At 61.9% G+C, this 23,132-nt stretch carries 16 protein-coding genes; 7 read left to right on the forward strand and 9 right to left on the reverse strand.

The annotated features are described in order from the left end of the window. From cysQ to rfbA, 3 genes are read right to left on the reverse strand one after another with little or no spacing between them, the layout of a single operon-like run. A complete protein-coding gene (cysQ, locus tag VGR99_RS10725) occupies positions 1-807 on the reverse strand; it encodes a 3'(2'),5'-bisphosphate nucleotidase CysQ (protein ID WP_326898310.1) in 807 nt (268 codons plus the stop codon). Beyond that, on the reverse strand, positions 804-1,904 hold the full coding sequence (gene rfbB / locus VGR99_RS10730; RefSeq protein WP_326898311.1) for a dTDP-glucose 4,6-dehydratase: 1,101 nt from the start codon (positions 1,902-1,904) through the stop codon (positions 804-806). Before rfbB ends, cysQ begins: the two co-directional genes overlap by 4 nt. Before the next feature lie 20 nt (positions 1,905-1,924). Further along, positions 1,925-2,800 (reverse strand): glucose-1-phosphate thymidylyltransferase RfbA, encoded by an 876-nt coding sequence (gene rfbA, locus VGR99_RS10735; protein WP_326898312.1) that lies wholly within the window; start codon positions 2,798-2,800, stop codon positions 1,925-1,927. A 259-nt stretch (positions 2,801-3,059) separates the two neighbouring features. Between rfbA and VGR99_RS10740 the strand changes: the two genes are divergently transcribed. The 3 genes from VGR99_RS10740 (at position 3,060) to VGR99_RS10750 (ending at position 9,170) form a co-directional block, all read left to right on the forward strand. Further along, positions 3,060-3,437, forward strand: a complete 378-nt coding sequence (locus VGR99_RS10740; protein ID WP_326898313.1) for a sugar nucleotide-binding protein — start codon at positions 3,060-3,062, stop codon at positions 3,435-3,437. A gap of 335 nt (positions 3,438-3,772) precedes the next feature. Beyond that, the gene (locus VGR99_RS10745; RefSeq protein ID WP_326898314.1) at positions 3,773-7,690 is read left to right on the forward strand and encodes a VCBS domain-containing protein; all 3,918 of its coding nucleotides are present in this window, start codon (positions 3,773-3,775) and stop codon (positions 7,688-7,690) included. Positions 7,691-7,928: 238 nt separating this feature from the next. Continuing rightward, positions 7,929-9,170, forward strand: coding sequence for a hypothetical protein (locus VGR99_RS10750; protein WP_326898315.1), 1,242 nt, complete (start codon positions 7,929-7,931; stop codon positions 9,168-9,170). Positions 9,171-9,201: 31 nt separating this feature from the next. On the opposite strand, the gene VGR99_RS10755 is transcribed toward VGR99_RS10750, so the two are convergent. From VGR99_RS10755 to VGR99_RS10765, 3 genes are all read right to left on the reverse strand, one after another. Beyond that, positions 9,202-10,104 (reverse strand): hypothetical protein, encoded by a 903-nt coding sequence (locus VGR99_RS10755; RefSeq protein ID WP_326898316.1) that lies wholly within the window; start codon positions 10,102-10,104, stop codon positions 9,202-9,204. Between the two features lie 408 nt (positions 10,105-10,512). Next, complete coding sequence (locus VGR99_RS10760) at positions 10,513-11,706, reverse strand: CoA transferase (RefSeq protein ID WP_326898317.1); 1,194 nt, start codon at positions 11,704-11,706, stop codon at positions 10,513-10,515. Continuing rightward, on the reverse strand, positions 11,707-12,063 hold the full coding sequence (locus tag VGR99_RS10765; RefSeq protein WP_326898318.1) for a hypothetical protein: 357 nt from the start codon (positions 12,061-12,063) through the stop codon (positions 11,707-11,709). Positions 12,064-12,248: 185 nt separating this feature from the next. Here VGR99_RS10765 and VGR99_RS10770 point away from each other — a divergent pair, with 185 nt between their 5' ends. Together VGR99_RS10770 and VGR99_RS10775 are read left to right on the forward strand one after the other, a co-directional pair. Beyond that, complete coding sequence (locus VGR99_RS10770) at positions 12,249-13,007, forward strand: right-handed parallel beta-helix repeat-containing protein (protein WP_326898319.1); 759 nt, start codon at positions 12,249-12,251, stop codon at positions 13,005-13,007. Between the two features lie 207 nt (positions 13,008-13,214). Then, on the forward strand, positions 13,215-13,700 hold the full coding sequence (locus VGR99_RS10775; RefSeq protein WP_414645106.1) for a tetratricopeptide repeat protein: 486 nt from the start codon (positions 13,215-13,217) through the stop codon (positions 13,698-13,700). A 39-nt stretch (positions 13,701-13,739) separates the two neighbouring features. On the opposite strand, the gene VGR99_RS10780 is transcribed toward VGR99_RS10775, so the two are convergent. The 3 genes from VGR99_RS10780 to VGR99_RS10790 all read right to left on the reverse strand — a co-directional run bounded on the left by VGR99_RS10780 (position 13,740) and on the right by VGR99_RS10790 (position 16,186). Beyond that, positions 13,740-14,711 carry a hypothetical protein gene (locus tag VGR99_RS10780; RefSeq protein WP_326898320.1) on the reverse strand — a complete coding sequence of 324 codons (972 nt, stop codon included), beginning with the start codon at positions 14,709-14,711 and terminating at the stop codon, positions 13,740-13,742. Between the two features lie 149 nt (positions 14,712-14,860). Further along, on the reverse strand, positions 14,861-15,664 hold the full coding sequence (locus VGR99_RS10785) for a class I SAM-dependent methyltransferase (protein WP_326898321.1): 804 nt from the start codon (positions 15,662-15,664) through the stop codon (positions 14,861-14,863). 219 nt (positions 15,665-15,883) lie between these two features. After that, the gene (locus VGR99_RS10790; RefSeq protein ID WP_326898322.1) at positions 15,884-16,186 is read right to left on the reverse strand and encodes a hypothetical protein; all 303 of its coding nucleotides are present in this window, start codon (positions 16,184-16,186) and stop codon (positions 15,884-15,886) included. A gap of 201 nt (positions 16,187-16,387) precedes the next feature. Between VGR99_RS10790 and VGR99_RS10795 the strand changes: the two genes are divergently transcribed. Together VGR99_RS10795 and VGR99_RS10800 are read left to right on the forward strand one after the other, a co-directional pair. Continuing rightward, positions 16,388-18,883: a M10 family metallopeptidase gene (locus VGR99_RS10795; protein WP_326898323.1), complete on the forward strand. Its 2,496-nt coding sequence runs from the start codon at positions 16,388-16,390 to the stop codon at positions 18,881-18,883. Positions 18,884-19,248: 365 nt separating this feature from the next. After that, complete coding sequence (locus VGR99_RS10800) at positions 19,249-23,121, forward strand: hypothetical protein (RefSeq protein ID WP_326898324.1); 3,873 nt, start codon at positions 19,249-19,251, stop codon at positions 23,119-23,121. The last annotated feature ends 11 nt before the right edge of the window (positions 23,122-23,132 follow it).

Genomic DNA, 23,132 nt, shown 5'->3' on the forward strand with positions numbered 1-23,132 from the left:
CTATTCGCCGGCGCTTCCGCCCCATGCAACAAAGTGACCGTTTCGATAGGCCGGCTTGCCGTAGCAAACCTCCTCGCCGTCCATGCCGACGACGCGCCCGCCGGCTGCCAGCAGCACCGCATGTCCGGCGGCCGTGTCCCACTCCATCGTTGGAGCGAGCCGGGGATAGACGTCCGCTTCCCCCTCCGCGACCGCGCAGAACTTCAGCGACGATCCGTACGGTTTCAATTCCCGGATCGGATGCCGGCTGATCCAGCCCTGTGTGGCGTCGTCGAGGTGACTTCGGCTGGTGACTGCGCGCAAGCCTTCGGACGAGGGACTTTGCACCTGGATGGGGTGCATATCACTGAACGACGCGTCGCACGCGGCGGGGGCAACGTGCAGCTTGTAGGCGTTTGATCCGCCGAGGTAAAGGTGCGACAGGGCGGGCGCATAGACGGCGCCGGCGACCGGAGATCCGTCCGCGATCAGCGCGATATTGACCGTGAATTCGGGGGAGCCCTGGATGAACTCCTTGGTGCCATCCAGGGGGTCGACCAGGATGAACAGCGGGTGGCGCGTCGTCACCGCCGGGTCGCAGGTTTCCTCGGTGATGACGGGCAGGTCCGCCAGATTGCGCGCGAGGCACGCGCGAATGATCTCGTCTGCGGCAAGGTCCGCCGCGGTGACCGGCGAGCCGTCGATCTTGTATTGGGGATCGCTCGCAGATGCCCGGACGCGCATGATGGCTTCACCGGCGCGGACGGCGATCAGGCCGAACAGTCGCGCAACGCGGTCAGTCTCGCCCAGGGTACTTCCCGTGCTCATTTGACGAGTTCGTCGGTCCGTTGTGTGCGGCTGTCCTCGAGCCCGACCCGCTTGGGCGTGTAGCCGCGTGCCAGGATGGCCTGCCACCAGGGCTTCTGTTCGATATACCAGCGTACGGTCTTTCCGATCCCGCTCTCGAACGTCTCATCGGCGCGCCAGCCGAGCTCGCGCTCGAGCTTCGAGGCGTCGATGGCATAGCGGCGATCGTGGCCGGGGCGGTCGGCGACGAAGGAAATCAGGCGGCGGTGTGGGCCGCCGGCTTTCGGCGCGAACTCGTCGAGCAGGTCGCATATCGTCTCGACGACGTGCAGGTTGGTGCGCTCGTTGCGGCCGCCGACATTATAGGTTTCGCCGATCGTGCCGCGCTCCAGCACCATCGTCAGGGCCTTGGCGTGATCCTCGACGTAGAGCCAATCGCGGATGTTCTTGCCGTCGCCATAAACCGGCAGCGGCTCCCCGGCGAGGCCCTTGATGATCATGTGAGGGATCAACTTTTCCGGGAAGTGATAGGGACCGTAATTGTTCGAGCAATTCGTCACCATGGTCGGAAGCTCGTAGGTCTCCCGCCAGGCGCGTACCAGATGGTCCGACGATGCCTTGCTCGCGGAATAGGGCGAGTTCGGCGCATAGGCCGTCGTCTCCGTGAACAGGCCTTCATCGCCGAGCGAACCGAACACTTCGTCGGTCGAGATGTGCAACAGGCGGAAACTCGCGCGCTTCTCGGGCGAGAGCGCGCGCCAATGGCGCAGCGTCTCCTGCAACAGCGTGAACGTGCCGACGATGTTGGTCCGGATGAACTCGCCGGGCCCGTCGATCGAGCGGTCGACATGGCTTTCAGCCGCAAGGTTCATCACCGCGTCCGGCTGGTATTTCTCGAACAGCGCGCGCAAGCCCGGGGCCTCGCAGATGCACTGCTTCTCGAACGCATAGTTCGGGTTGCCGTCTGCGCCGGGAAGCGAATCCAGATTGGCGGCGTAGGTCAGCTTGTCGACGTTCACGACGCGGACGCCGGTATCGCCAAGCAGGTGGCGCACGACGGCGGAGCCGATGAAGCCGGCGCCGCCCGTTACGAAGATCGTCGATCCCTTGAAGCGCATACTGGTCTCCGCGAAGCCGCTCAGCCTGCGAAAGAGCGGGCGACGGATTTCAGGTACTCGCCATAGCTGCTCTTGGCGGATTTCTCCGCGACCTGCTCGAACTGGCGCAGCGAGATGTAGCCCTTGCGCAGCGCGATCTCCTCGGGGCACGCGATGCGCAGGCCCTGGCGCTGCTCGAGGATCTGCACGAAGTGGCTGGCCTCCACCAGCGAGGCGTGGGTGCCGGTGTCGAGCCAGGCAAATCCCCGTCCGAGAACCTCGACATAGAGGTCGCCGCGTTGGAGATAGGCGTTGTTCACGTCGGTGATCTCGATTTCGCCCCGGGCCGACGGCTTCACGTTGGCCGCGATGTCGAGCACGTCGTTGTCGTAGAAGTACAATCCGGTGACCGCGACGTTGGATTTCGGGTTCTTCGGCTTTTCCTCAATCGACAGCGCCCGGCTCGAAGCGTCGAGCTCGACGACGCCATACTGGCCGGGCGTGTTGACGACATATCCGAAGATGGTCGCGCCTTTTTCGCGCGCCGAGGCCTTCAGCAGCATTTCGTGCAAGCCGTGGCCATAGAAGATGTTGTCGCCCAGGATCAGCGCGACGCGATCGGAGCCGACGAAGTCGCGGCCGACGATGAAGGCGTCGGCCAGGCCGCGCGGCGTCTCCTGGGTGGCATATTCGAAGCGCAGGCCGATCTCGGCGCCGTCGCCGAGCAGGCGCTGGAAGAGGGGCTTGTCCTGCGGTGTCGATATCACGAGGATATCCCTGATCCCGGCCAGCATCAGGGTCGACAGCGGGTAGTAGATCATCGGCTTGTCGAAAACCGGGAGAAGCTGCTTCGATACCACCGTCGTCACCGGATAAAGCCGTGAGCCGGTGCCGCCAGCCAAGATAATCCCCTTCATAAACCCTCACGTAAAACGTCGCTATTCGGAAATATAGCAGATAGCTTGAGGCGGACAAGTTTGCTATACGGCAGCGCCACTTAGGGGGCTTTTAGCGCCCAAATCAACGTCGTTGCAACAGAACTTCCCGAGGTCCTGATTGTCGAGCCCAGGCTGCTTGGCGACCAGCGCGGATTCTTCATGGAAACCTGCCAGTTCCAGCGCTACCGGGACGCCGGCGTCCCGGCGAGCGCAACGCGCTTCGGGTGGTCGCGGATCAGTGGGGAACGCCGACCTCGGCCCAGAAGCAGACCTCGCGGCTGCGTTCGCGCGCGCAAAGGGGCTGGTCCATCTGACGAATGCCGGCACGACGAGCCGGCACGGCTTTGCCGTTGCGATCCTGCAAGGCCCGCGGTCACGTGGCGCATCGCTGAAGGCGACCGAGGTCGTTCTGGTCGCCACCGCGGATTATCCCACCAAGGCGAAGCGCCCGGCGAATTCCCGACTGGAATGCATCCGTGATCCTCTCGTCACCAAACGCGTAGTCCGTGCGTGTCAGAGTTCCGGTTGCGGAACGGCGCCGGTCACGAGAATTGAGGATTTATCAGTTTATTCAATTTGTTTTGTGACGCACCGCGTGCATCGGCGGCGCGGCTGACGCCCAGGTTGACGCGGCAGCGAGCTTGCGAATATGATCGCAGAGGTTGCTGGGTACGGCTCGGTTTCGCGTCATTTTTTCCCAATGTTTGCGTTTCGGCTGCTCAGCGCCCGGCACAACTCGATCCTCCGACACGTCATCTTGTCACCCGTCCAGTCATCAAACTGAAAAGCGACGACGATAGTTTCGACTACGCGACCGCGTTGGCTTTCTCCTTCTATTTTCATTGATCCGCACCGAACGTGCCCGCGAGCCGTCCAGGCTGAATTAATCGCGCTCCCGCAATTTCAGCTGGCGGCGGTGCTCGTGTGGCACGACGCAGGCAGGGGTTTTTCATGACAAATCATTCGCCCGTTTTCACCAGCGGTCCCGACAGCGACAGCTTCGGCGAATTCGCCAATGCGACGGGCTCGACCACGCTGCATCAGGAGCAGGGCACGCTGAACTTCAAGGACAGCGACAAGACCGACACCCACACGACGTCGGTCGCGCTGCACTCGGCGGTGCTGTCGACCGGCACGGTGCTCCCGGCGAGTTCGCTTGCGCACTTCCAGACCGCTATGACGTCCCAGATCACCAAGGACAGCAATGGCACGGGCACGGTGAAATGGTCGTTCAGCGAGGCGGATGACGATTTTGACTTCCTGTCGAAGAACCAGGCGCTGGTCCTGACCTATAACGTGTCGGTCTCCGACGGTCACGGCGGCACCGCGGTGCAGACCGTGACCATCACGGTGACCGGCACCGACGACAAGCCGGTGATCGCAACGTCGGTGGGGGCGACGGTCACCGAGCAGGCGGACCAGACCCTGTCGCTGTCGCCCGACACCACGCCGATTGCCGTGAGTTTCACCGATGTCGACCTGACCAACACCAACTTCACCGCAAGCGTGGTCACGGCTTCGGCCTCGGGGACCACCACCGGCATCCTGCCGGGCGCGTTGGGCACCGCGGAGCTGATGTCCTTCTTCAACGTCAACAATGTCGTCAAGGCATCGGGCTCGAGCAGCGGGACCATCAACACCACGTTCTCCGCGCTCGATCTTGCCTTCGATTATCTCGCGGCGGGCGAGCAGTTGAAGATCAACTACGTGCTTCAGCTCGACGACCATGCGGGCGGCATCACGACGCAGAATGTCGTGGTGACGGTGATCGGGACGAACGACAAGCCGGTCTATATCGGCGGCCCCGACACCGCGCATCTCGTCGAGGACCAGAATGTCTCGCCGGACGGCAAGCTCAAGGCGCATGGCGACCTGCCTTTCGCCGACGTCGACTTGTCCGACAGCCATTCGGTCAGCACGTCGGTCTCGGCCTCGCTGTCGGGCGGCGGCTCGGTCGGGATCCCGAATTCCGTGCTGCTCGCGGCGTTCTCCACCACAATGGCGGATTCGACCGGCCATGTACTCGGCGACGTCGGCTGGGATTTCGCCCTTCCCAACAGCCTGGCGAGCAGCATCCCCGGCGGCCAGACCCTGACGCTCACCTACCAGGTGCTCCTCACCGATTCCGCAGGCGCCACGGCGACGCAGAACGTCACCATCACCATTCTCGGGACCAACCACCCGGTGGTGGTCACCAGCGGTCCGGAAGCCGCCACCCTGTCCGAGCTCGCCGACACCACGGGCTCCGCGACGCCGGATACGACCAGCCCGGTGCCGACCGGGACGCTGAACTTCACGGATGCGGACACGGGCGACTCCCACACCGTGGCGGTCTCGCTGGCGTCCGAAACATGGTCCGGCGGCTCGACGGTTCCGGCCGGAACGAACACGGCGCTTCAGACCGCGCTTGCCGCCACGCTGCACGACTCCACCGGCACGGGCAGCGGCGGCGTCGACTGGACCTTCAGCATCCCCGATAACCAGCTCGATTTCCTCGCGGCAGGCGAGACCCTGACCGTCGACTACCAGGTCCATGTCAGCGACGCCTCGACCACCGCGACGCAGACCGTCGAAGTCGTCATCACCGGCGCCAACGACGCCGTCGTCATGACCGGCGGGCCGCAGAGCGGCACGGTTGCCGAGCAGGCCGGCACGATCGGATCGTCGTCGCCCGACAGCACGAGCCCGACACCGACCGGTACGCTCGCGTTCGATGACGTCGACCTCTCGGACCACCATTCGGTGAGCGTCGATGTGGGCTCCGCGGTCTGGTCGGGCGGCGATTTCGTGCCGTCGCAGACGCTGAGCGATCTGCAGTCGGCGCTGGCCACGGTGCTGCACGACTCCACCGGCTCCGGTCACGGTGGCATCGACTGGACCTTCAGCATTCCGGACAAGGACCTCGATTTCCTCAATGCCGGCGACACGCTGACGGTGACGTACAACGTCACCGTCTCGGACGGCGTGACCACCTCGACGCAATTGGTGACGATCACGGCCACCGGTGCGGCCGACAACCAGCCCATCATCAACGCCGACGTCGCCAGCATTGCCGACACCACCGCGACCGATGCGGGCAACATTGTCGCCATCGGCAACATGATCACGGATGCCGGCGACAACGCCGGCGATATCGGCAACTCGCTGAGCGTGACCGACGTCAACGGCCATGCGGTCTCGGGCATCCTGGACGTCGCGGGCGCTTACGGCACGCTCACGGTCTTCAACGACGGCACCTATCTCTACACCGCCAATCCGGCGCTCGACGGGCTGCTGGCCGGCCAGCATGCCGCCGACCTGTTCAACTTCACGGTCACCGACAGCTTCGGTCACAGCACTCCGACGACCCTGACGTTCAACATCACGGGTTCGGATGAGGCGCCGCAAGTCACGTCGGCCGTCGCCTTCGGTTCGATCACTGAAGACGCCGGGCCGAGCCTGGCCGTCAATGGCGGCTTCGAGTCGAGCGACTTCACGGGCTGGGTCGCGAGCGGCCCGGATGTCGAATTCGCCGCGCTTGGCGGCGATTTCGGCAACTACACGGCGACTCTGTCGGGTGGCGGATCGCTGGCACAGAACATTGCGACCGTCGCCGGGCAGCACTACACGCTGAGCTTCTATCTCGCAGGCGATGCCGGTGGCGGCAGCCAGTCGTTTTCCGCATCCTTTGGCGGTACGACGCTGGTGTCGGCGACGAACTCGGAGATCGCGTTCGGCTTCACCAAATACACTTTCGACGTGGTCGGCGACGGCCTGACGGATCAGTTCCTGATCGGCTACACCGCAGGCATTTCGGGGATGCATTTCGACCAGTTCTCGCTGGCCCCGACGCCGGGCCCGGCGGTCGAGACCTCCGACGGATCAGTCTCGTTTTCCGATTCCGATCCGGGCGATGCCCACACGGCGAGCTTCACGCCGCACGACAGCAATTATGTCGGAACGTTCTCACTCGACCCGGTCACGGAGTCCGACGGCACCGGCTCGGTGGCGTGGCACTTCAGCGTCGACAACGCCGACATCCAGTTCCTGGCGCAGGGGCAGTCGATCACGCAGATCTATACCGTGGCGGTGATCGACAGCGCCGGTGCCGCCGCCTATCAGGACATCAGCGTCACCCTCAACGGGAGCAACGACGCGCCCACGGCCGTCAGTGAGAATGTCATCACCGATGTCGGTCCCGGCGGCGCCGTCGATATCCCCGCCTGGGCGCTGGCGGCCAACGACACTGATCCTGACACGATCAACCATCTGTTCGTCGGCAGCGTCACCTCGAGCAGTGGCGGCGCGGCGTCGCTGTCGGGCTCCGACGTGTTTTTCTCGGACGATGCCACGTCAGGCGGCTCGTTCAACTACACCTCGTCCGACGGGCTTGCGGCAAGCTCCAACACGGCCACCGCAACCGTCGTTAACAACGCGGCCAGCGCCACGACGCTGAACGGCACCAGCGGCGACGACATCCTGATCGCCACCAACGGCACCGAGACACTCAATGGCGGCGGCGGCAACGACGTCCTGATCGGCAATTCCGGAAGCCACGTCATGAGCGGCGGCGCCGGCAACGATACATTTGGGTTCGTGCACACGACCGACGGCGTTGCGACCATCACCGACTTCAACAATACCAGCCAGCATGATCATATCGCCGTCTCGGCGAGCGGCTTCGGCGGGCCCTTGACGGCGGGCATGGACGTGACGTCGATGTTCCAGACGGCAGCGAGCGATCAGTTCAACGGGCTCTCCGGCTTCCTGTTCGACACGGCCAACCAGACCCTCTACTTCAGTGCCGACGGCACCCAGGGATCAGCGCTGGCGCTGGCGCAGGTTCAGGCAGGGGTGACGATCAACCCCCACGACATCCTGGTGGTGTGAACGGTATCGATTCGCGCGAGGGCGCAGCGCTAGCTGCGCCCCAAAGTCTCCTGTCCCATTTCTGTGTTCACGGGGCCCGGGAAACATGGCTCGGGGGGACGTCGCCCCATCTGCGTGCGCGGAAGCCGGCGATTTTCGGGCTCTCCGATCGTTCAACCGTCGATCGATAGTTTCAACCCTAACGGATCGTGCTATTGCTTGGGGCGAACAGAGCCATGTCCAGAGCACTTCGAACCGCATGACCGATATCGTGGCCCGCGACTCGATCGCGAGTGAGAAGCCGGTGCACTGGACGATTTCGGTGCTGGTCGTTCTGTTTATGCTGGTCTGTGTGTTCGATCCGGCTAACGTCCTGACCCAGGCAAAGGTCCCGCTGTTCGTGGCCCTGTGGTTAGCCACCGCGTTGAACATTGCCGTCACAAAATCCGAAGTGAAGTTGCCGGTCGAGCTGCTGACCTACAGTCTCGCTTTCGTCGCGATCCCGCTGTTGTCGATCGTCTGGTACAATTTCTCGGATGGAGGTGAGCCGTTCGAGGGGTTTGCGCTATTCAAGGGCTACGTACTGATCCTGTTCGCAGCAGCGCTCGTTCTCAACAGGATCGATGCAGTTCCGGTGCTTTGCGCGGTGCTGACCGGCATGGCCGTCTTGGCCATCGCTGTCTTCGTCTATCTTGAGCTTGATCCGGGCATATACTTCAACCTGAAGCGCTTGACCGATCCGTCGGGCACGCTGATTCTGGATCGGCGTCGGTATGGTGCGCATCTAGAGCTGCTTCAGGTCTACTTCGTTACGAGCCCAATGCTGCTGCTCTCTGCTGCCTATTATTTCCATCGCGCCGTGACGGCCGACAGGCAGCGGCTGGCCTTATGGAGCCTGGTTGTTATCAACGTGGTCGGCATGGTCGCCGGCGGGACGCGGAACAACATCCTTGGAGCGGTGCTTTTGCTGTTCTGCCTGTGGCCGTTGTACACGCGCAAGCCGGCACGGAACGCGCTTGTGAGCGTCGTCCTGCTCTTAATTCTTGCCTTGCCGTTCCTGACGCAACTACGCGGCTTCTTCGACGTCAACGAGCCTTCCAATCACCTCAAGCTCGAACTGTTGCGCGACTACAAGCAGATGTTCCTGGACGATCCCAGGACGTTGTTCATCGGGCAAGGACTTGGAGCCTATCAATCCTGGGGTTCGCGAGGCGTCAAATTCTACATTTCGGAGCTGACCTACCTCGAGATGATCAGAAATTTCGGCCTGTTTGGCGCCGCAGCGATGATGACCCTGCTGCTGATACCGGTGACGTTTGCTTTCACCGCCGGCGCTAAACGGGATCGTGCACTCGCGGTATCATACGCGATCTACCTGGTGATGTGCCTCACGAATCCGAATCTGTTCTCTTCCATGGGTATTCTTATCTTGTCTGTTTTGCTCGCCGGTGCCGCGATGAACCGCGAGGAGAGTCTCGCTCAGGTCTCATCGGGCGGTTGAGCCCGTCCGGGCGACGCGCGATTGCATCGTCTCAGGAGCGGGATGCGGTCCGGCGGCGCCAGCGAATCCATCCGGTTTCCTTCGAGAGGATCAGGATCAAAAGCAGCGTCTCCGCGGCGATCACGGCCAGCACCGCGTTCGTGTATGAGCGGGCCCGTTTCGCTTCCTCGGGCAGCGATGGATCCGAAAACACCGCGTCGCGGGTCGTGCCTTGAAGCTCTCGCTGAAGTTTCGCCAAGGCCGCCTTGGTCTCATCCCGCTTGGTCAGCAGGGTTGCAATCGCGGATCCGCGCGCTTCGGGTACCGCGATGATTGTTCCTGCATCGCCTTTCGGCAATATGGCAGGTGCGCTGATCGTGTCCTTTTCAACCTGCTCGAGATACTTATCGATCAGCTTCAGATTGTCTTCCAGGCGTGCGATCTCCGTATTGATGAACGTTGTCTGGAATGGAGGCGGTTTGGTTCGCACAAGCCACGCTTCGATGAGCGCGGCATTCAGCCCTCTCGCCCGTACCGGATCGACGTCAACGACGTCCTGCCTGAATAGTCGTGGATCTCTGGCGCCTTCGCCCGGCGCAATTGTCAAAGTTCGTCTCGAGTCGAGCCATCGGCGACGCTCTTCGATCGTGTTGCCGGGGATGGCCGTTTTCGCATTGACCGCGTCGAGGACAGCGTCAGTCCGCATGATTGCATCGGCGTTGCGCGCGGTGGGCTCGTCGATACGGAGATAGGCAACGCTCGTGTACAGCGCCGGCTGTGCCGAGGAGAGCCACCATGTCGCAAATGCCGCGAGCAAACCTACCATGATGAAAAGAAGGCCGTACTTCGACAGCAAGGCAACCAGTTCCAGGTCCGAAGCCTCTTGAGCGGGGGGAGACACATCCGCGCCGTCAGCCGGGGCAGGGTGCATCGGCAGATCTCGTTGCTTGGTCAATGATATCTCCCGCAATCCGCCACGATATTGATCGTGTTCTTACGATGCGAGGGATAAAGAGGAAAGTGGTCGAGGGCTGAAATATGGACGGGTCTCGGGGCGCCGCCTGGGTCGTCGGCGCGGTGCTTGGAGCTCACCTTGTGATCGGGGCGGTCGCGCGCTAGGCTGTCGTTCATTTCTGGAGGCAATGTGCGCGGTTTTCCGCACCGAAAGGCCACGAGCGGTTTCCGTCTGTTCCATGGGGCGCAGTTTCTACTGGCGCTGGGGCTCGGGGTTGCTGTCGTTTTGATCCTTGTCCTGCTTGTCTTGTTGAGCTGACACTCTCTCGCCACCTGACCTCAGCGCGGATGGGTGGGCCGCGTGCCGTCGCAGGGATTTCACGATTCCAGGATCTTCGGGCTGAGGCGCTTAGACAACCTTGCCCAGCCTGAGCTCATTGATCTCGTCGCGAGTGAATCCGAACTCGGCGAGCACCTCTTCGGTCTGCTCGCCAAATTCCGGCGGCCGGGCAGCCATCTTGCTCGGGGTGCGGGACAGCTTGACCGGTTGTGCGAGAAGCCGGATCGGCCGGTTCTCCTCATTCGGCACATCCTGCGCGATGCCGAGATGCTTGACCTGCGCGTCCTCGAACATCTGGTCGATCGCATAGATCGGACCGCAGGGCACGCCTGCCTCGTTGAGCTCCCTGACCCAGGTCTCGGTCGATTTCGCCACGGTCCGCTTGCTGATCTCCGCGTTCAGTGCGTCGCGGTTCTTCGAGCGCGACGGAGCGGTGGCATAATCCGGATTGGTGACCATCTCGGGCGCGCCGAGCGCCTGCGCGCAACGCTCCCAGATTCGCCCACCAGTGGTTGCAATGTTGATGTAGCCGTCCGACGTCTTGAACACGCCGGTCGGAATGCTGGTCGGATGGTTGTTGCCGGCCTGGCCGGCGACTTCCTTTTCCATCAGCCAGCGCGCCGCCTGGAAGTCCAGCATGAAGATCTGGGCCTGCAACAGCGAGGTCTGCACCCATTGCCCCTCGCCGGAAACGTCGCGCTCCAGCAGCGCGGTGAGGATGCCGATGGCGCAAAACAGCCCGGCGGTGAGGTCGGCGACCGGAATGCCGACCCGCATCGGACCGCCGCCGGGGGCGCCGGTGACCGACATCAGGCCGCCCATGCCCTGCGCGATCTGATCGAAGCCCGGCCGCTTGTGATAAGGGCCATCCTGGCCGAATCCCGAAATGCTGCCATAGACCAGACCGGGATTGATCCCGCGCAGGCTCTCGTAGTCGATGCCGAGCTTGGTTTTGACGTCGGGCCGGAAGTTTTCCACGACGACGTCGGCCTTCGCGACCAGACGCTTGAACACGTCGAGGCCCTTGGGATCCTTGAGGTTCAGAGTCATGGCGCGCTTGTTGCGGTGCAGGTTCTGGAAATCGGAGCCCCGGCGGGGGCCGCCGGGTTGTTCGCCACCGCCGTCTTCCAGAAGTGCGTCGATCTTGATGACATTGGCGCCCCAATCGGCCAATTGCCGCACGCAGGTCGGCCCTGAACGGACACGGGTCAGGTCGAGCACGGTGAAGCGGGAGAGGGCTTGCGAGGCGCGCGGGAAGGCCATTTACGAGACTCCGGAAGGAAATGCTTGCATGCGCGGCCAAATCACGCAGGTCTTGGCCGACAAGGCAGCTATAACAGCCCTGGGGACAGCGGTCGATGCGGGCGGCCCGACGTCATTGCCCTGCAGAGATTGCTGAAGTACCATATTTTCCCGATCGAGTTTCGTAGGCCATTTTTCGAGTTCAAGCTCATTTTGCGCCAGCGAGCCTTGATTCCCGTCGTCAGAAGCGATCGTAAAAATTGCAAACTCAACTTGAACCTGATCCTCCAAACGGCGGACAGATGCACGAGAGGCGGACGCCGACGCGGCTTCGATCTCAAAGTGGGTCTTTAATTCAGTGGCGTGATTCCGGCTCATAGCGCGTCACAGCACGGACTACGGATTGCAGCGAATTGGGGGATGGCTGCCGGCGACATTTCGTAAGTGCGATACGCACGGGGCCTTCGTCGGGGCTGCCTTCACTAGCAAAGCAATTCTACCTGGAAATTTTTTGTTCAGCAGTTTTGCTGCGCCGAGAACCGGCCAGCTCAGAGGAGGCAGAGATGAGGCGTTTTGGTTTACTCGTATTGGCGATCGGCTTTTTGCTCCCATTCCTGGCGTCCGCGCCGGCGAACGCCCAGGCGACCCGCACCTGGGTGTCCGGCGTTGGCGACGATGCCAATCCGTGCAGCCGCACCGCTCCGTGCAAGACCTTCGCCGGCGCGATCTCCAAGACGGCAGCGTTCGGCGAAATCAACGTTCTCGATCCCGGCGGTTTCGGCGCAGTGACCATCACCAAGTCGATCAGCATCACCTCGACTTTCGAAGCCGGTGTGCTGGTGTCCGGCACCAACGGTATCGTTGTCAGTCTTCCCGCTGCGTCCGACAGGGTTCTGCTTCAGGGCCTCGATATCGAGGGGCTGGGCACGGGCCTCGACGGCGTGAAGATCATCGGCTCGGGAACGACCACGATCGTCAATTGTCAGATCCGTCGCTTCACCGGAAACGGTGTGAACCTGGTCGGCACGGCCGGTGCGCGGGCCGTCATCAAGGACTCGGTCATCACCAACAATGCCGGTGGCTTCAATGTTGCCGGCGCCGGCGGCGCCCAGAATACCGGGCTGTCCTTCACGACCTTGTACGACAACAATCCGAGCTTCGCGATCCAGGTGACCGCACCGAGCAATGTGATCCTGTCGGGCAACAAGATGTTCGGTGCAGCGACCGCGGTGAATGCGATCGGCGGTGCCTCGGTCACGTCCTTCGTCGACAACGCGACCAACGGCGCCTTCTCGCCGACGGTGTCGACGCCTCTGAAGTAGTCTCCCATCGTTCAAGGGCGGCGGGCTTCTTGCCGGAAGCCCGCCGCTCTTTCTTTTGTCTCCCGCAAAGATGCTGGAAATCGGGCAGATGGGAAGCTAACCTGACAAGGCACAGTATAGAGTGGGGCAGGGATGGGCACAGGCTGCAACAATCATCCGGGCGTCAACCGTCGGCCAATGGGCGCCCGCGGGAGGATGATTGGGAGCGTGAGACTTGCGCTGCTGGTCGCTGTGGCGGTGTGGTCCGGCGGCTCTTCCGCCCAGGCGCAATCCCTCCGGCAGGGTATGTCCGCGTTCCATCGCCAGGACTACGTTGCGGCCTCGCGGGCGTTCATTCCCCTCGCCGAGCGCGGCAGCGCTCCTGCGCAGACCTATCTCGGCTTCATGTTCGAGACCGGCCGCGGCGTTCCGCAAAACTATACCGAAGCCGCCATGTGGTACCGCCGCGCCGCGGAACAGGGTGACAGCCTCGCACAATATTCGCTTGGTCTCCTCTATGACCGAGGACAGGGCGTGCCACAGGACATCGTCGAAGCGGGTAAATGGCTCAATCTTTCTGCCGCTGCGGCGCCTCGCAAGGCGCGCGACGGACGAGTGCGCATTCGCGATGCGGTCACCAGTAAGATGACACGTGGTGAGATCGCCGAGTCCAGGCTCCGGGCGTTGGAGTGGGCGCCGAGCCGGGAGCACTGAAGGTCTTATTGCAGCGCGAACGGGTCTCCGAGGCGTCCGCTAGAAGTTAACGACCTCTTCGACATAACCGCGGCGCATCCAGTAAGGATAGCGAAGCGCTGGCCGGTCGCCGATCAGATCCGAGATGGTGAACTCGTTTGCTTCATGATTGATCGAGAGAAAAACAGAGCAGCGTTGTTGAATCTGAGACCAATACTCGTTGGCCGCCGATCGACCGATCTCCGTCAGTGAATCCGCATTCAAGATAAGATCGTAGCGGTCAGAACCATTGAAGAAATCCTTGGGCGAAATGAGTTTCACCGCATCGGCGTGTGGCGTTTCGCCCTGCACGCATATCCGATCGGGCCCCAATGTTCGGCCAAGGAAATAACCTTGAGCCAGAGAACTCACAGGAATATCGACGATGGTGTAGTCCTTCAGCCCGAACGCGCGCGCGTAGTATGCGGAGCGGCCGAGGCCTCCGCCGATCTCAAGGACACGCGGATTTGCTTTATGGCCGAGTAGTCGCTTCATTCGCCATGCCTGATATATCGCCTGCGGCGTCCGAAAGCCGATCACGCCTCGCGTGGTGCGGAGGCCATATTCACCCGGGAACGGATTGGGAAAGCCGAGCCGCACAGCCAGCGCGGATTCGATCTCATCGAGAACGGCATCGGCACTGATGACATTCCGCCTGAGACCATAGTTTTCCGGGTAGTCGAGAGGCCTCGCCCCGATCGCTTCGGCAAAACTGACGAGCGCATCGAGGGCGAGGCGCGGCGCGTGCCGATCCTCGATGCGCAAGCCGAACTCACGCACCGACCGACCCGTAGGGTCGAAACCATAGAAAATGTCGGACGTGGCAGGGTTTCGCAGAATACGCTCGATTGCGGCGCGGTCGCGTGCGCCGAACGCATCCCTGATGTCCTGGTGACGGTCCGAGAAGATGTCAGACCACTGTCCTGTCGGACGCTCGGACCTTGCGTTGAAGCTTGCCTCCAGACGATCGATCAATCGAGCGTCGTCGGCCATCTCTCCCTTCGCGAAGACGCCCTGTGCGGCCGACAGGCTGTCGACGCGTCTGTTGTAGCGATATCGGATCGTCCGCGACTTTATCGCCGTTCGAACCGCCTCTCGGACGCGACCTAGCATTTACTATCCTCACTCGCGTGGGTCGCGGTCTACCTGTTCGCGTCGACGCGCAACGTGACGCGATAATCCTCCTGGTAGTCGTCGATGTGCGCCCAATTGCGAATGCCGACATTCTTCCAGTCGTAATACCGAGGCTTCCACCCGAGGCTAGTTAGCATCATATCGAGCGCTGGCTTGCTCGGAACCCCCGCGAGCACAGCCTTTTGCACATTCGCGGTCTTGAAAGCGTCGCTTTCAAATTCGTGATTTTCGACCTGCCATACGACGACGCTTCGAGCATCGGCTGCCACCCCGGTGTCAATGATGATATGTTGGGGCTTCAACCTTTCGATGAGCGAAAGGAGCGTCATGTGTTCGGTGACATGATAGAAGAAGCCGAGGCACATGATCGTATCAATGCTTCCCGGCTCAAGCTGAGCGAGAGCCTTGTAGGCATCGCCCTGGATGAATTGGAATCGATCGCTGCCAAAATCGCGAAGGTTTTCCGTCGCGGCTTTGATGAGATGCTCTCGCGCTTCGAGGCCCGTGATATGCGCGGCGCCGGCCTTAAGAGCAGCGAAGCTCCATCGGCCGTCGTGACTGGCAATGTCGAGGACGCGCTTTCCGGAAATTGCGTCTCGGTTGGCGTCGATGATGGCCCGATGGCGCTCGTTCAGCCGGTTCGCGAAGGCCGTCGTTTCGCTGGTTTCGAAGAACTGCGGGTACTGGTCGAAGAAACCCGGACGGATCTCGTTGGCCTGAGCAAAGCGGCGTCCGGCCCGGAGAACCACCCGCTTGGTGGCGTGGCCGATCTTGTATGAGACGTCGGAAACCAGTTCGGCGACATAAGACATGCACAAACCCATATATTTTCCGCACGGTTAGGGGCCGCGGGAAGGATTGTCAACGGTCGTTCCAAGGTTGAGCCCGGGTGTGACAACGGGTATCTTCGCAGGAGGGATGTGGCCGCCAAACGTGGCCCTCCAGATGCTTGAGGGGACCGCCTCAGAGGAGATTTAGAACTTTCGAGACGCCAACCCCGAGCGTCGAGATGAAATTGACGTGGTTGCTGCCTAGCGCCCCATGGCGGCCAAGTCGGCACGGGCCTTCTGCGCCTCTGGACTATCGGGATGGCGCGCGATGAACAGCTCAAGCGCCTCAGCCGTCCCCTTCCGGCGTGCCAGCTCGTACTCCTCGGCGACCGCTGCCGAAGGGCCGCGGGCTGGCGGAACCGATGGCGCGCGCAACGCCTTGCCGCTGTCGTCCGCGTTGGCTTTTTCGACCATGACAGGCAGTCCTCCGGAGGGCAGGTGGCTTAGCCCGGCGAGCGCGACCCAAGCGCTGAACAGACTGGCCAGGAGCAGGTGCGGTTTCATGAGTTCCCTTGTCAATCACGAGGGGCAGCCGGAATTGGTACTGTCATCCTTTGCCCGTATCGCTACGGGATCTGGTGTTTGACGAGGCATTGCGGAAGAGATCGGGCCGGGTCGTCAAACTTAAACCAAACGTATAGATCTCAAGCTAGGATCGTCTGTCCGCGCCCCGAATCGACCGGGACCGCCGCTTCGGAGATTCCCTTGGCTACCTCTGTCAACGTGAGTGCCACCAACAACGCGGACATAGACGGCCTGCTGGCGGGCACCAAATGGTCCGGCGCGATCAGCTACAGCTTCCCGGCGTTGGCCAGCACCTACGCCAGTCCCTACTCCGGCGGCCACAGCGAACCGACGACGTCGGGCTTTTCGGCTGCACCGACCCAGGTGCAGGCGGCGATCAACTACGCCGTTGCCCTGATCCAGAGCTACACCAACATCAGCATCACGAATAACGGCACCGGCAGCGCCGACATCATGATCGCGCAGTCGCCGGTGGCCAATCCGACCTCCTACGCCTATTACCCCGGCAACTATGCGGCCGGCGGCGACATCTGGTTCGGCACGAAGTACGACTACTCGCTGGCGCAGCTCGGCAATTACTATTTCACGACCGCGCTGCACGAGCTCGGCCATTCCCTGGGCCTCAAGCACAGCCAGGAGACCGGCGGTGTCGCCAATGTCGCGGTGCCGACTGCGCATGACGACAGTGAATACACCGTCATGAGCTATCGCAGCTATGTCGGCGGTCCGCTGACCGGCTACACCAATGAGGCCTACGGATATCCGCAGACCTACATGGCCAACGATATCCTCGCGCTGCAGACGCTATACGGCGCGAACTTCAGCACCCAGAGCGGCAACACCGTCTACACCTGGAGCCCGACCACGGGGCAGGAATTCATCAACGGCGTCGGGCAGCTCGCGCCGGGTGGTGGGGCCGGCGGCTCGGCCAACCGCATCTACGAGACGGTCTGGGACGGCGGCGGCGTGGATACCTACGACCTGTCGAACTACACGACCGACCTGTCCATCAATCTCAATCCCGGTGCGTCGTCGGTGTTCTCCGCCACGCAGATCGCCTATCTCGGCAACAGCAATTACGCTGCGGGCAACGTCTACAACGCCTATCTCTACAGCGGCGACACGCGCTCCTACATCGACAACGCCACCGGCGGCTCCGGCAACGACACGATCATCGGAAACGCCATCGCCAACGTGCTGAAAGGCGGGGCCGGTGTCGATATCCTGACCGGCGGAGGTGGCGCCGACACCTTCGTATTCGCTGCCGGCGACAGCTCGCCTGCGGTCGGCCAGCATGACCGGATCACCGACTTCACACCCGGCGTCGACCATATCGATCTCTCGCCGATGGACGCCAACACCAATACGGCGGCGAACGATTCATTTCACTTCATCGGGACCTTGGCGTTCGACGGCGCAGCCGGTGAGCTCCATTACCACTATGACAGTGCGCGAGGCATGACCGTTGTCGAGGGCGACACCAATGGCGACGGTGTCGCTGATTTTGCGATCGATCTGGTCGGTAGCCTCTCCCTCAACGCTGCCGATTTCAACGGCGTGACCAATCACGCGCCCTTCGTAAACGCAGTCTCGGCGAACATATCGGCGACCGCAAACCAGACCATCGCGATATCGAGCCTCTTCACCTTGGGGGATGCCGACCACGACACACTGCTCTATATGATCTATGACGGCACCACGACCGGCAGCCATGGCCATCTCGTGGTGAACGGTACGACCGTGGCGGCGGGGACACCATATTGGGTAACGCAGGCCGAGCTCGCGCAGACGTCATTCGTGGCTGGAGCGCTGGGAACGTCCGATGACATCCGGATGATCGCCTATGACGGCCAGGCCTACTCCGGCGGCGGGGTTTGGACCAAGACGCTAATCACCGCGTCCGGGACGAATTCCGCGCCGCAGATGGCGTTGCCGGACGGCGCAGCCGTCGTGGCAAACCCCGGCTCGTCGATCCCGATCAGCAGCCTGTTCAGCGCCTCCGATGCTAACGGCGATACGCTGAGCTACCTGGTCTATGACGGCACCACAACGGCCGGTCATGGCCACCTCGTGGTGGACGGAACAGTGGTGCCACAGGCAACTCCCTTTTGGGTGACACAGGCGCAGCTTGCGCAGACCACGTTCGTGGTGGGATCGGCCGGCGTCACTGATGATGTCCGCATGATCGCTTATGACGGGCAAGCCTATTCGGGTGGGGGCATCTGGGCCAAGACGAGCGTGCTGGCCGACACCCCGCCGCAGCTTACCGTGCCGAGCGGAAGCAGCTTGTCGGCGGGCGCCGGCCAGTCATTTGCAATCGACAGCTTGTTCAGCGGCAGCGACGCCGATGGCGATACGTTGGCCTACATGATCTATGACGGCAATTTGGCGACCGGTCATGGCTACTTCACGGTGAATGGGACCGTCGTACCGCAGGCGACCCCTTATTGGGTGACCCAGGCGCAGCTTGCGCAAACGACGTTTGTGGCAGGCTCGGCGGGGGTGTCCGACGATGTCCGAATGATCGCCTATGACGGCCACGTCTACTCGGGCAACGGTGTCTGGTCCAAGGTGCAGGTCGCGGTCGGTCCCAGCGGGGCCTTAACCCCGGCGGCTGACAGCATCGATCCCGCGCACGTCTCGCTCGGCCTGAACGATTTCCATCTGATTGCCTGAGGAGCGGACGCTAAACGGGGCCCGATCGAGCCGGGATCGTCCATGCTGGGAATCGGGTAGCCTCGCGCGGAGCGGCTCCGTCGCGAGCGGTAGGTATTAATACGCATTTTTTGACGGTCCGGGCTGAATCGGAATTGACACGCTTGGGACGAAAGGCTTGATTTCATTAATTGAGGTCAAAATTCGATTAATGTCCTGGGGGTATCGTCCTGGAATGCGCCGGCCCTGCACCCGTCAGCTATTTGGAGACTGGCGGTTGCAAGCTGCGGGCGCCCGCCAATTTGCTCGACGCCCAGAGCCTTTTTCGTATTGATCTGAAATCTGCATGCGAATAGCGACAAATTTATTTTGGCTGGGCTTACACAATGTCGACGAGTATTTTCGGTCGGTTCGAATTTTCCAAATTCGATGGAGTGACCGCCACGGGCTTGAAGCCGGCGGACGAATTCAGGATCGGTGCCGGGGGTCCTAACCCCAATCAAGCGCTGCTCGACCGGTCCTTGCCGTCCAGCGGAGATGTCCAGGTTGGCGAGTTCGTCCAGATCACTTCGAGCCCGCACGACTCCGCAACGCCTGGTCCGGAGTTGCCGCCGGACGGGCCGTCGCCATCGAAGGCCGCAGGTCCCGCGGAATTGGTGGTGCAAAGCGACAATTCCGATGCGGGCAACGACACGACGTCGGCATCCGAACGGAGCCAGAGCACAGCTGCGGCTTTCGATTCCGCGACCGATAGTCTCCAATCCGCTGCGCCGCTCTTCCCGCAACCCAACTCCGACGTGGAGCGATATGCTTTCGCCTCGGACCAATCCGCCTTCGTGTTCAGCTCTGTCGGCAATGATCATCCGCTAAACCTGCATTTGACTCCCAATGGCGCCGCCAGCGAGACGGTCGTTGCGTCCAAGGCTTTCTTCGACCTCGGTCACGACGTCGTGGTCATACAGACGTCGGTCGATCTGAGTGCCTATTTCCCCGCGCATCCGTCGGTACCGCCGGCGCAACCGGGGCCAACCGCGAATGCACCGGTCAGTCCTCAAGCGATGCTTTCTGTGAGCGCGAACTCTGCCGCGCCGGCGGTCGGCAGTGCCGCCGCGGCGCCGGAGACGAGCGCGGCCTTGACCGGCCAGTCCGCGGAGAACTCCGCGCTCAGTGCCGCGCTCACCAGCTTCATGGACAGCTATTCGACGTCGACCTACCCTTACAACACCGTGGTCCTGATCGAGACCAAGTTTGCGAATGATCCCAATCCGAATGAGTTCTTCACGGGCACCGGCGTAATTATCGGACCCCACACGATCCTGACGGCAGCTCACATGTTGTGGGATACAGCCTTCAACTCGGAAGCCACCTCGGTCTATATCTACCCCGCGTACAGCGCGAACGGCTATCCAAATCCAGCAGGTACGGGCGCGCTCAACACCAACGAGACGTGGCATAACTACAAGGTCGGCAACGCGGACGGCACGATCAGCGATAGCGACAGTCAGTTCGACTTCGGTATCATCGACGTCGGTTACACGTTCACGAGCTATATGGGAGTCATCAGTGACTGGGCGGGCGGAACCGCCCACCTCACGGGTTATCCCAACACCGCCGGTGGGCTTCAGACGGATCAGGTGGGGTCCGTCACCAAGGATCCGACCTACTCGATACTGGACTACGGCTCGATCGTCTCGAACCACGGGAACAGCGGCGGACCGCTGTGGATCGACAACGGCTCGGCGGGATCGGTCAACCCATTCGTGGTCGGTATTGCCTCATCGAGCGCCTCCTCCGGGCAGATCACCAGCTCGATCTACCAGCAGATCCAGACCTGGCAAAGTTCGGACGGCGTGACGCCGCTTGGCACCAAGGTCAACCACGCTCCCGTCGTGACGATCCCGTCGGCGAACGTTACGATGAAGCCCGGGCAGACGATCGCAGCTTCCAGCCTGTTCAGCGCCAGCGATCAAGATGGCGACCCGCTGACGTATTCTTTCTATAACAGCACCACGGGGCCGAGCGCAGGATATTTCGCGGTGAACGGGACGCCCCAGCCCAACGGGATCGTCTTTTCCGTCAGCGCGTCCCAGCTTTCGCAGGTGACGTTCGTTGCGGGAGCCGCGAATTCGTCGGACAGTCTGCACGTCATGGCCTATGACGGCCAAGCCTATTCCGGCGGCAATACATTCGCCGGTCTCACCGTAACGATTCCCCTGAACCATGCGCCAGTTGTGACCCCGTTCTCGGGCGTCTCGGCGGGATTTGGACAGTCGATCATCGCGACGAACTTGTTTAGCGCCAGCGACCAGGACGGAGATCCGTTGACTTACTATCTGGTCAACACCACGACCGGACCGACGGCAGGCTTTTTTACAGTCAACGGCGTTGTGCAGCCCAACAACAACGTGTTTGCCGTGGGCGCGGCGGACCTCGCGCACACCTTCTTCGTCACGGGAACGCCGGGCTCGAGCGATGACGTGCGCATGATTGCCTTTGACGGCCAGGCTTATTCCAACGGTGGCGTTTTCTCCGCAAACCATATCACCGTGGCCCCGGACCACGCACCGGTCGTAACGGCTCTCTCGGCCAATGTGTCGACGAAATTCGGACAGTCGACCTCGGCGTCCAGTCTCTTCAGCGCCAGCGACGCGGACGGCAATGCGCTGACTTACTTCCTGTACAACGCGACGCAAGGTGCGACCGCGGGTTATTTTACGGTCAACGGCGTCGTCCAGCCCAACGGGGTCGTCTTTGCCGTCGGTGCTGCGCAGCTCGCTCAAACCTACTTCGTGTCCGGAACGCCGGGATCGAGCAACAATTTGCGCATGATGGCGTATGACGGTTTCCTCTATTCCGGCAATTCGACCTTCACCGGCACTAGCGTCAACGTGCTTCCCGACAATCCCCCGGTCGTGACCATCCCGTCGGCCAACGTTTCCGCCACACACGGACAATCGATCGCTGCCTCCAGCCTGTTCAGCGCCAGCGATGCCGACGGAAATTCGCTCGTCTATTTTCTCGAGAACGGTACCAAAGGTGCGACTGCCGGCTACTTCACAGTCAACGGCGTTGTCCAGCCCAACGGAATCGTCTTCACCGTGAATGCGACGGACCTTGCACATACGACCTTCGTCGCCGGAGGACCCGGCTCGAGCAACGACCTGCACGTCATGGCGTATGACGGCTACCTCTATTCCGGCAACACCAGCTTCGCCGGGGTGAACGTCAATGTGAGTCCGAATCACCCGCCCGTCGTCACGGCACCGAACGCGAATTACGCGGCATTCGGGAAACAGACGATCTCGGTCTCCAGCCTGTTCAGTGTCAGTGATCAGGACAGCGGCGACCATATGACCTATTTCCTTTATGATGCGACCCCGGCGTCGAGCGGTGCAGGCCATTGGTCGGTCAATGGAACGGCAATTGCGAACCAGACTGTTGTTGCGCTCAATCCCAGTGAGTTTGCGAGCGCTACATTTGTCGCTGGCTCCGGCGGCTCGTCCGATGCCATTTCCGTCTTGGCCTTCGACGGCTACGCCTATTCCAACGGCGGCAATTTTACCACGATGCATGTCAACGTCGCAGAGCACGCGCCGGTCGTGAGCGCGAACACCAGTAACTATGCGGCGTCCGCAGGACAGTCGGTCGCAGCCTCCAGCCTGTTCAGCAGCAGCGATCAGGACGGCGACGCGCTAACCTATTTCGTCTATGACGCGACGCCAGCGGGAGCCGGCAGCGGCCATTGGTCTGTGAACGGAACCGCCATCGCGAACCAGACCGTCGTCGCGCTCAGCGCCACTCAATTTTCGCAAACGACATTTGTCGCTGGCGGCGGTGGCTCATCCGATGCCGTCTCGGTCATGGCTTACGATGGCCATCTCTATTCAAACAACGGTAACTTCACCACGACCCACGTGAGTGTCGCAAATCACGCGCCGGTCGTCACCGTCTCGTCAGCCAACGTTTTTGCGAACGCGGGCCAGGGATTTGCTGCCTTGAGCCTGTTCTCGGCCAGCGATGCGGACCACGACCCGTTGACCTATTTCTTGACGGACTCCACCCCGAGTGGCGGCCACTGGACGGTCAACGGAAATACGATCGCAGCTCAGACTGTCGTGGCCCTCACGGCGGCGGATTTGGCACAGACCTCATTCGTCGCGGGGCCTCCGGGCTCCAACGACGATCTGGCGGTGATGGTCTACGACGGTCACGCCTATTCCAACGGTACCACTTTCACCCACTTCCACGTCCTGGTCTGACATCTGCTCTT

The sequence above is a fragment of the Bradyrhizobium sp. genome, from assembly GCF_035935975.1.
GTDB lineage: Bacteria > Pseudomonadota > Alphaproteobacteria > Rhizobiales > Xanthobacteraceae > Bradyrhizobium.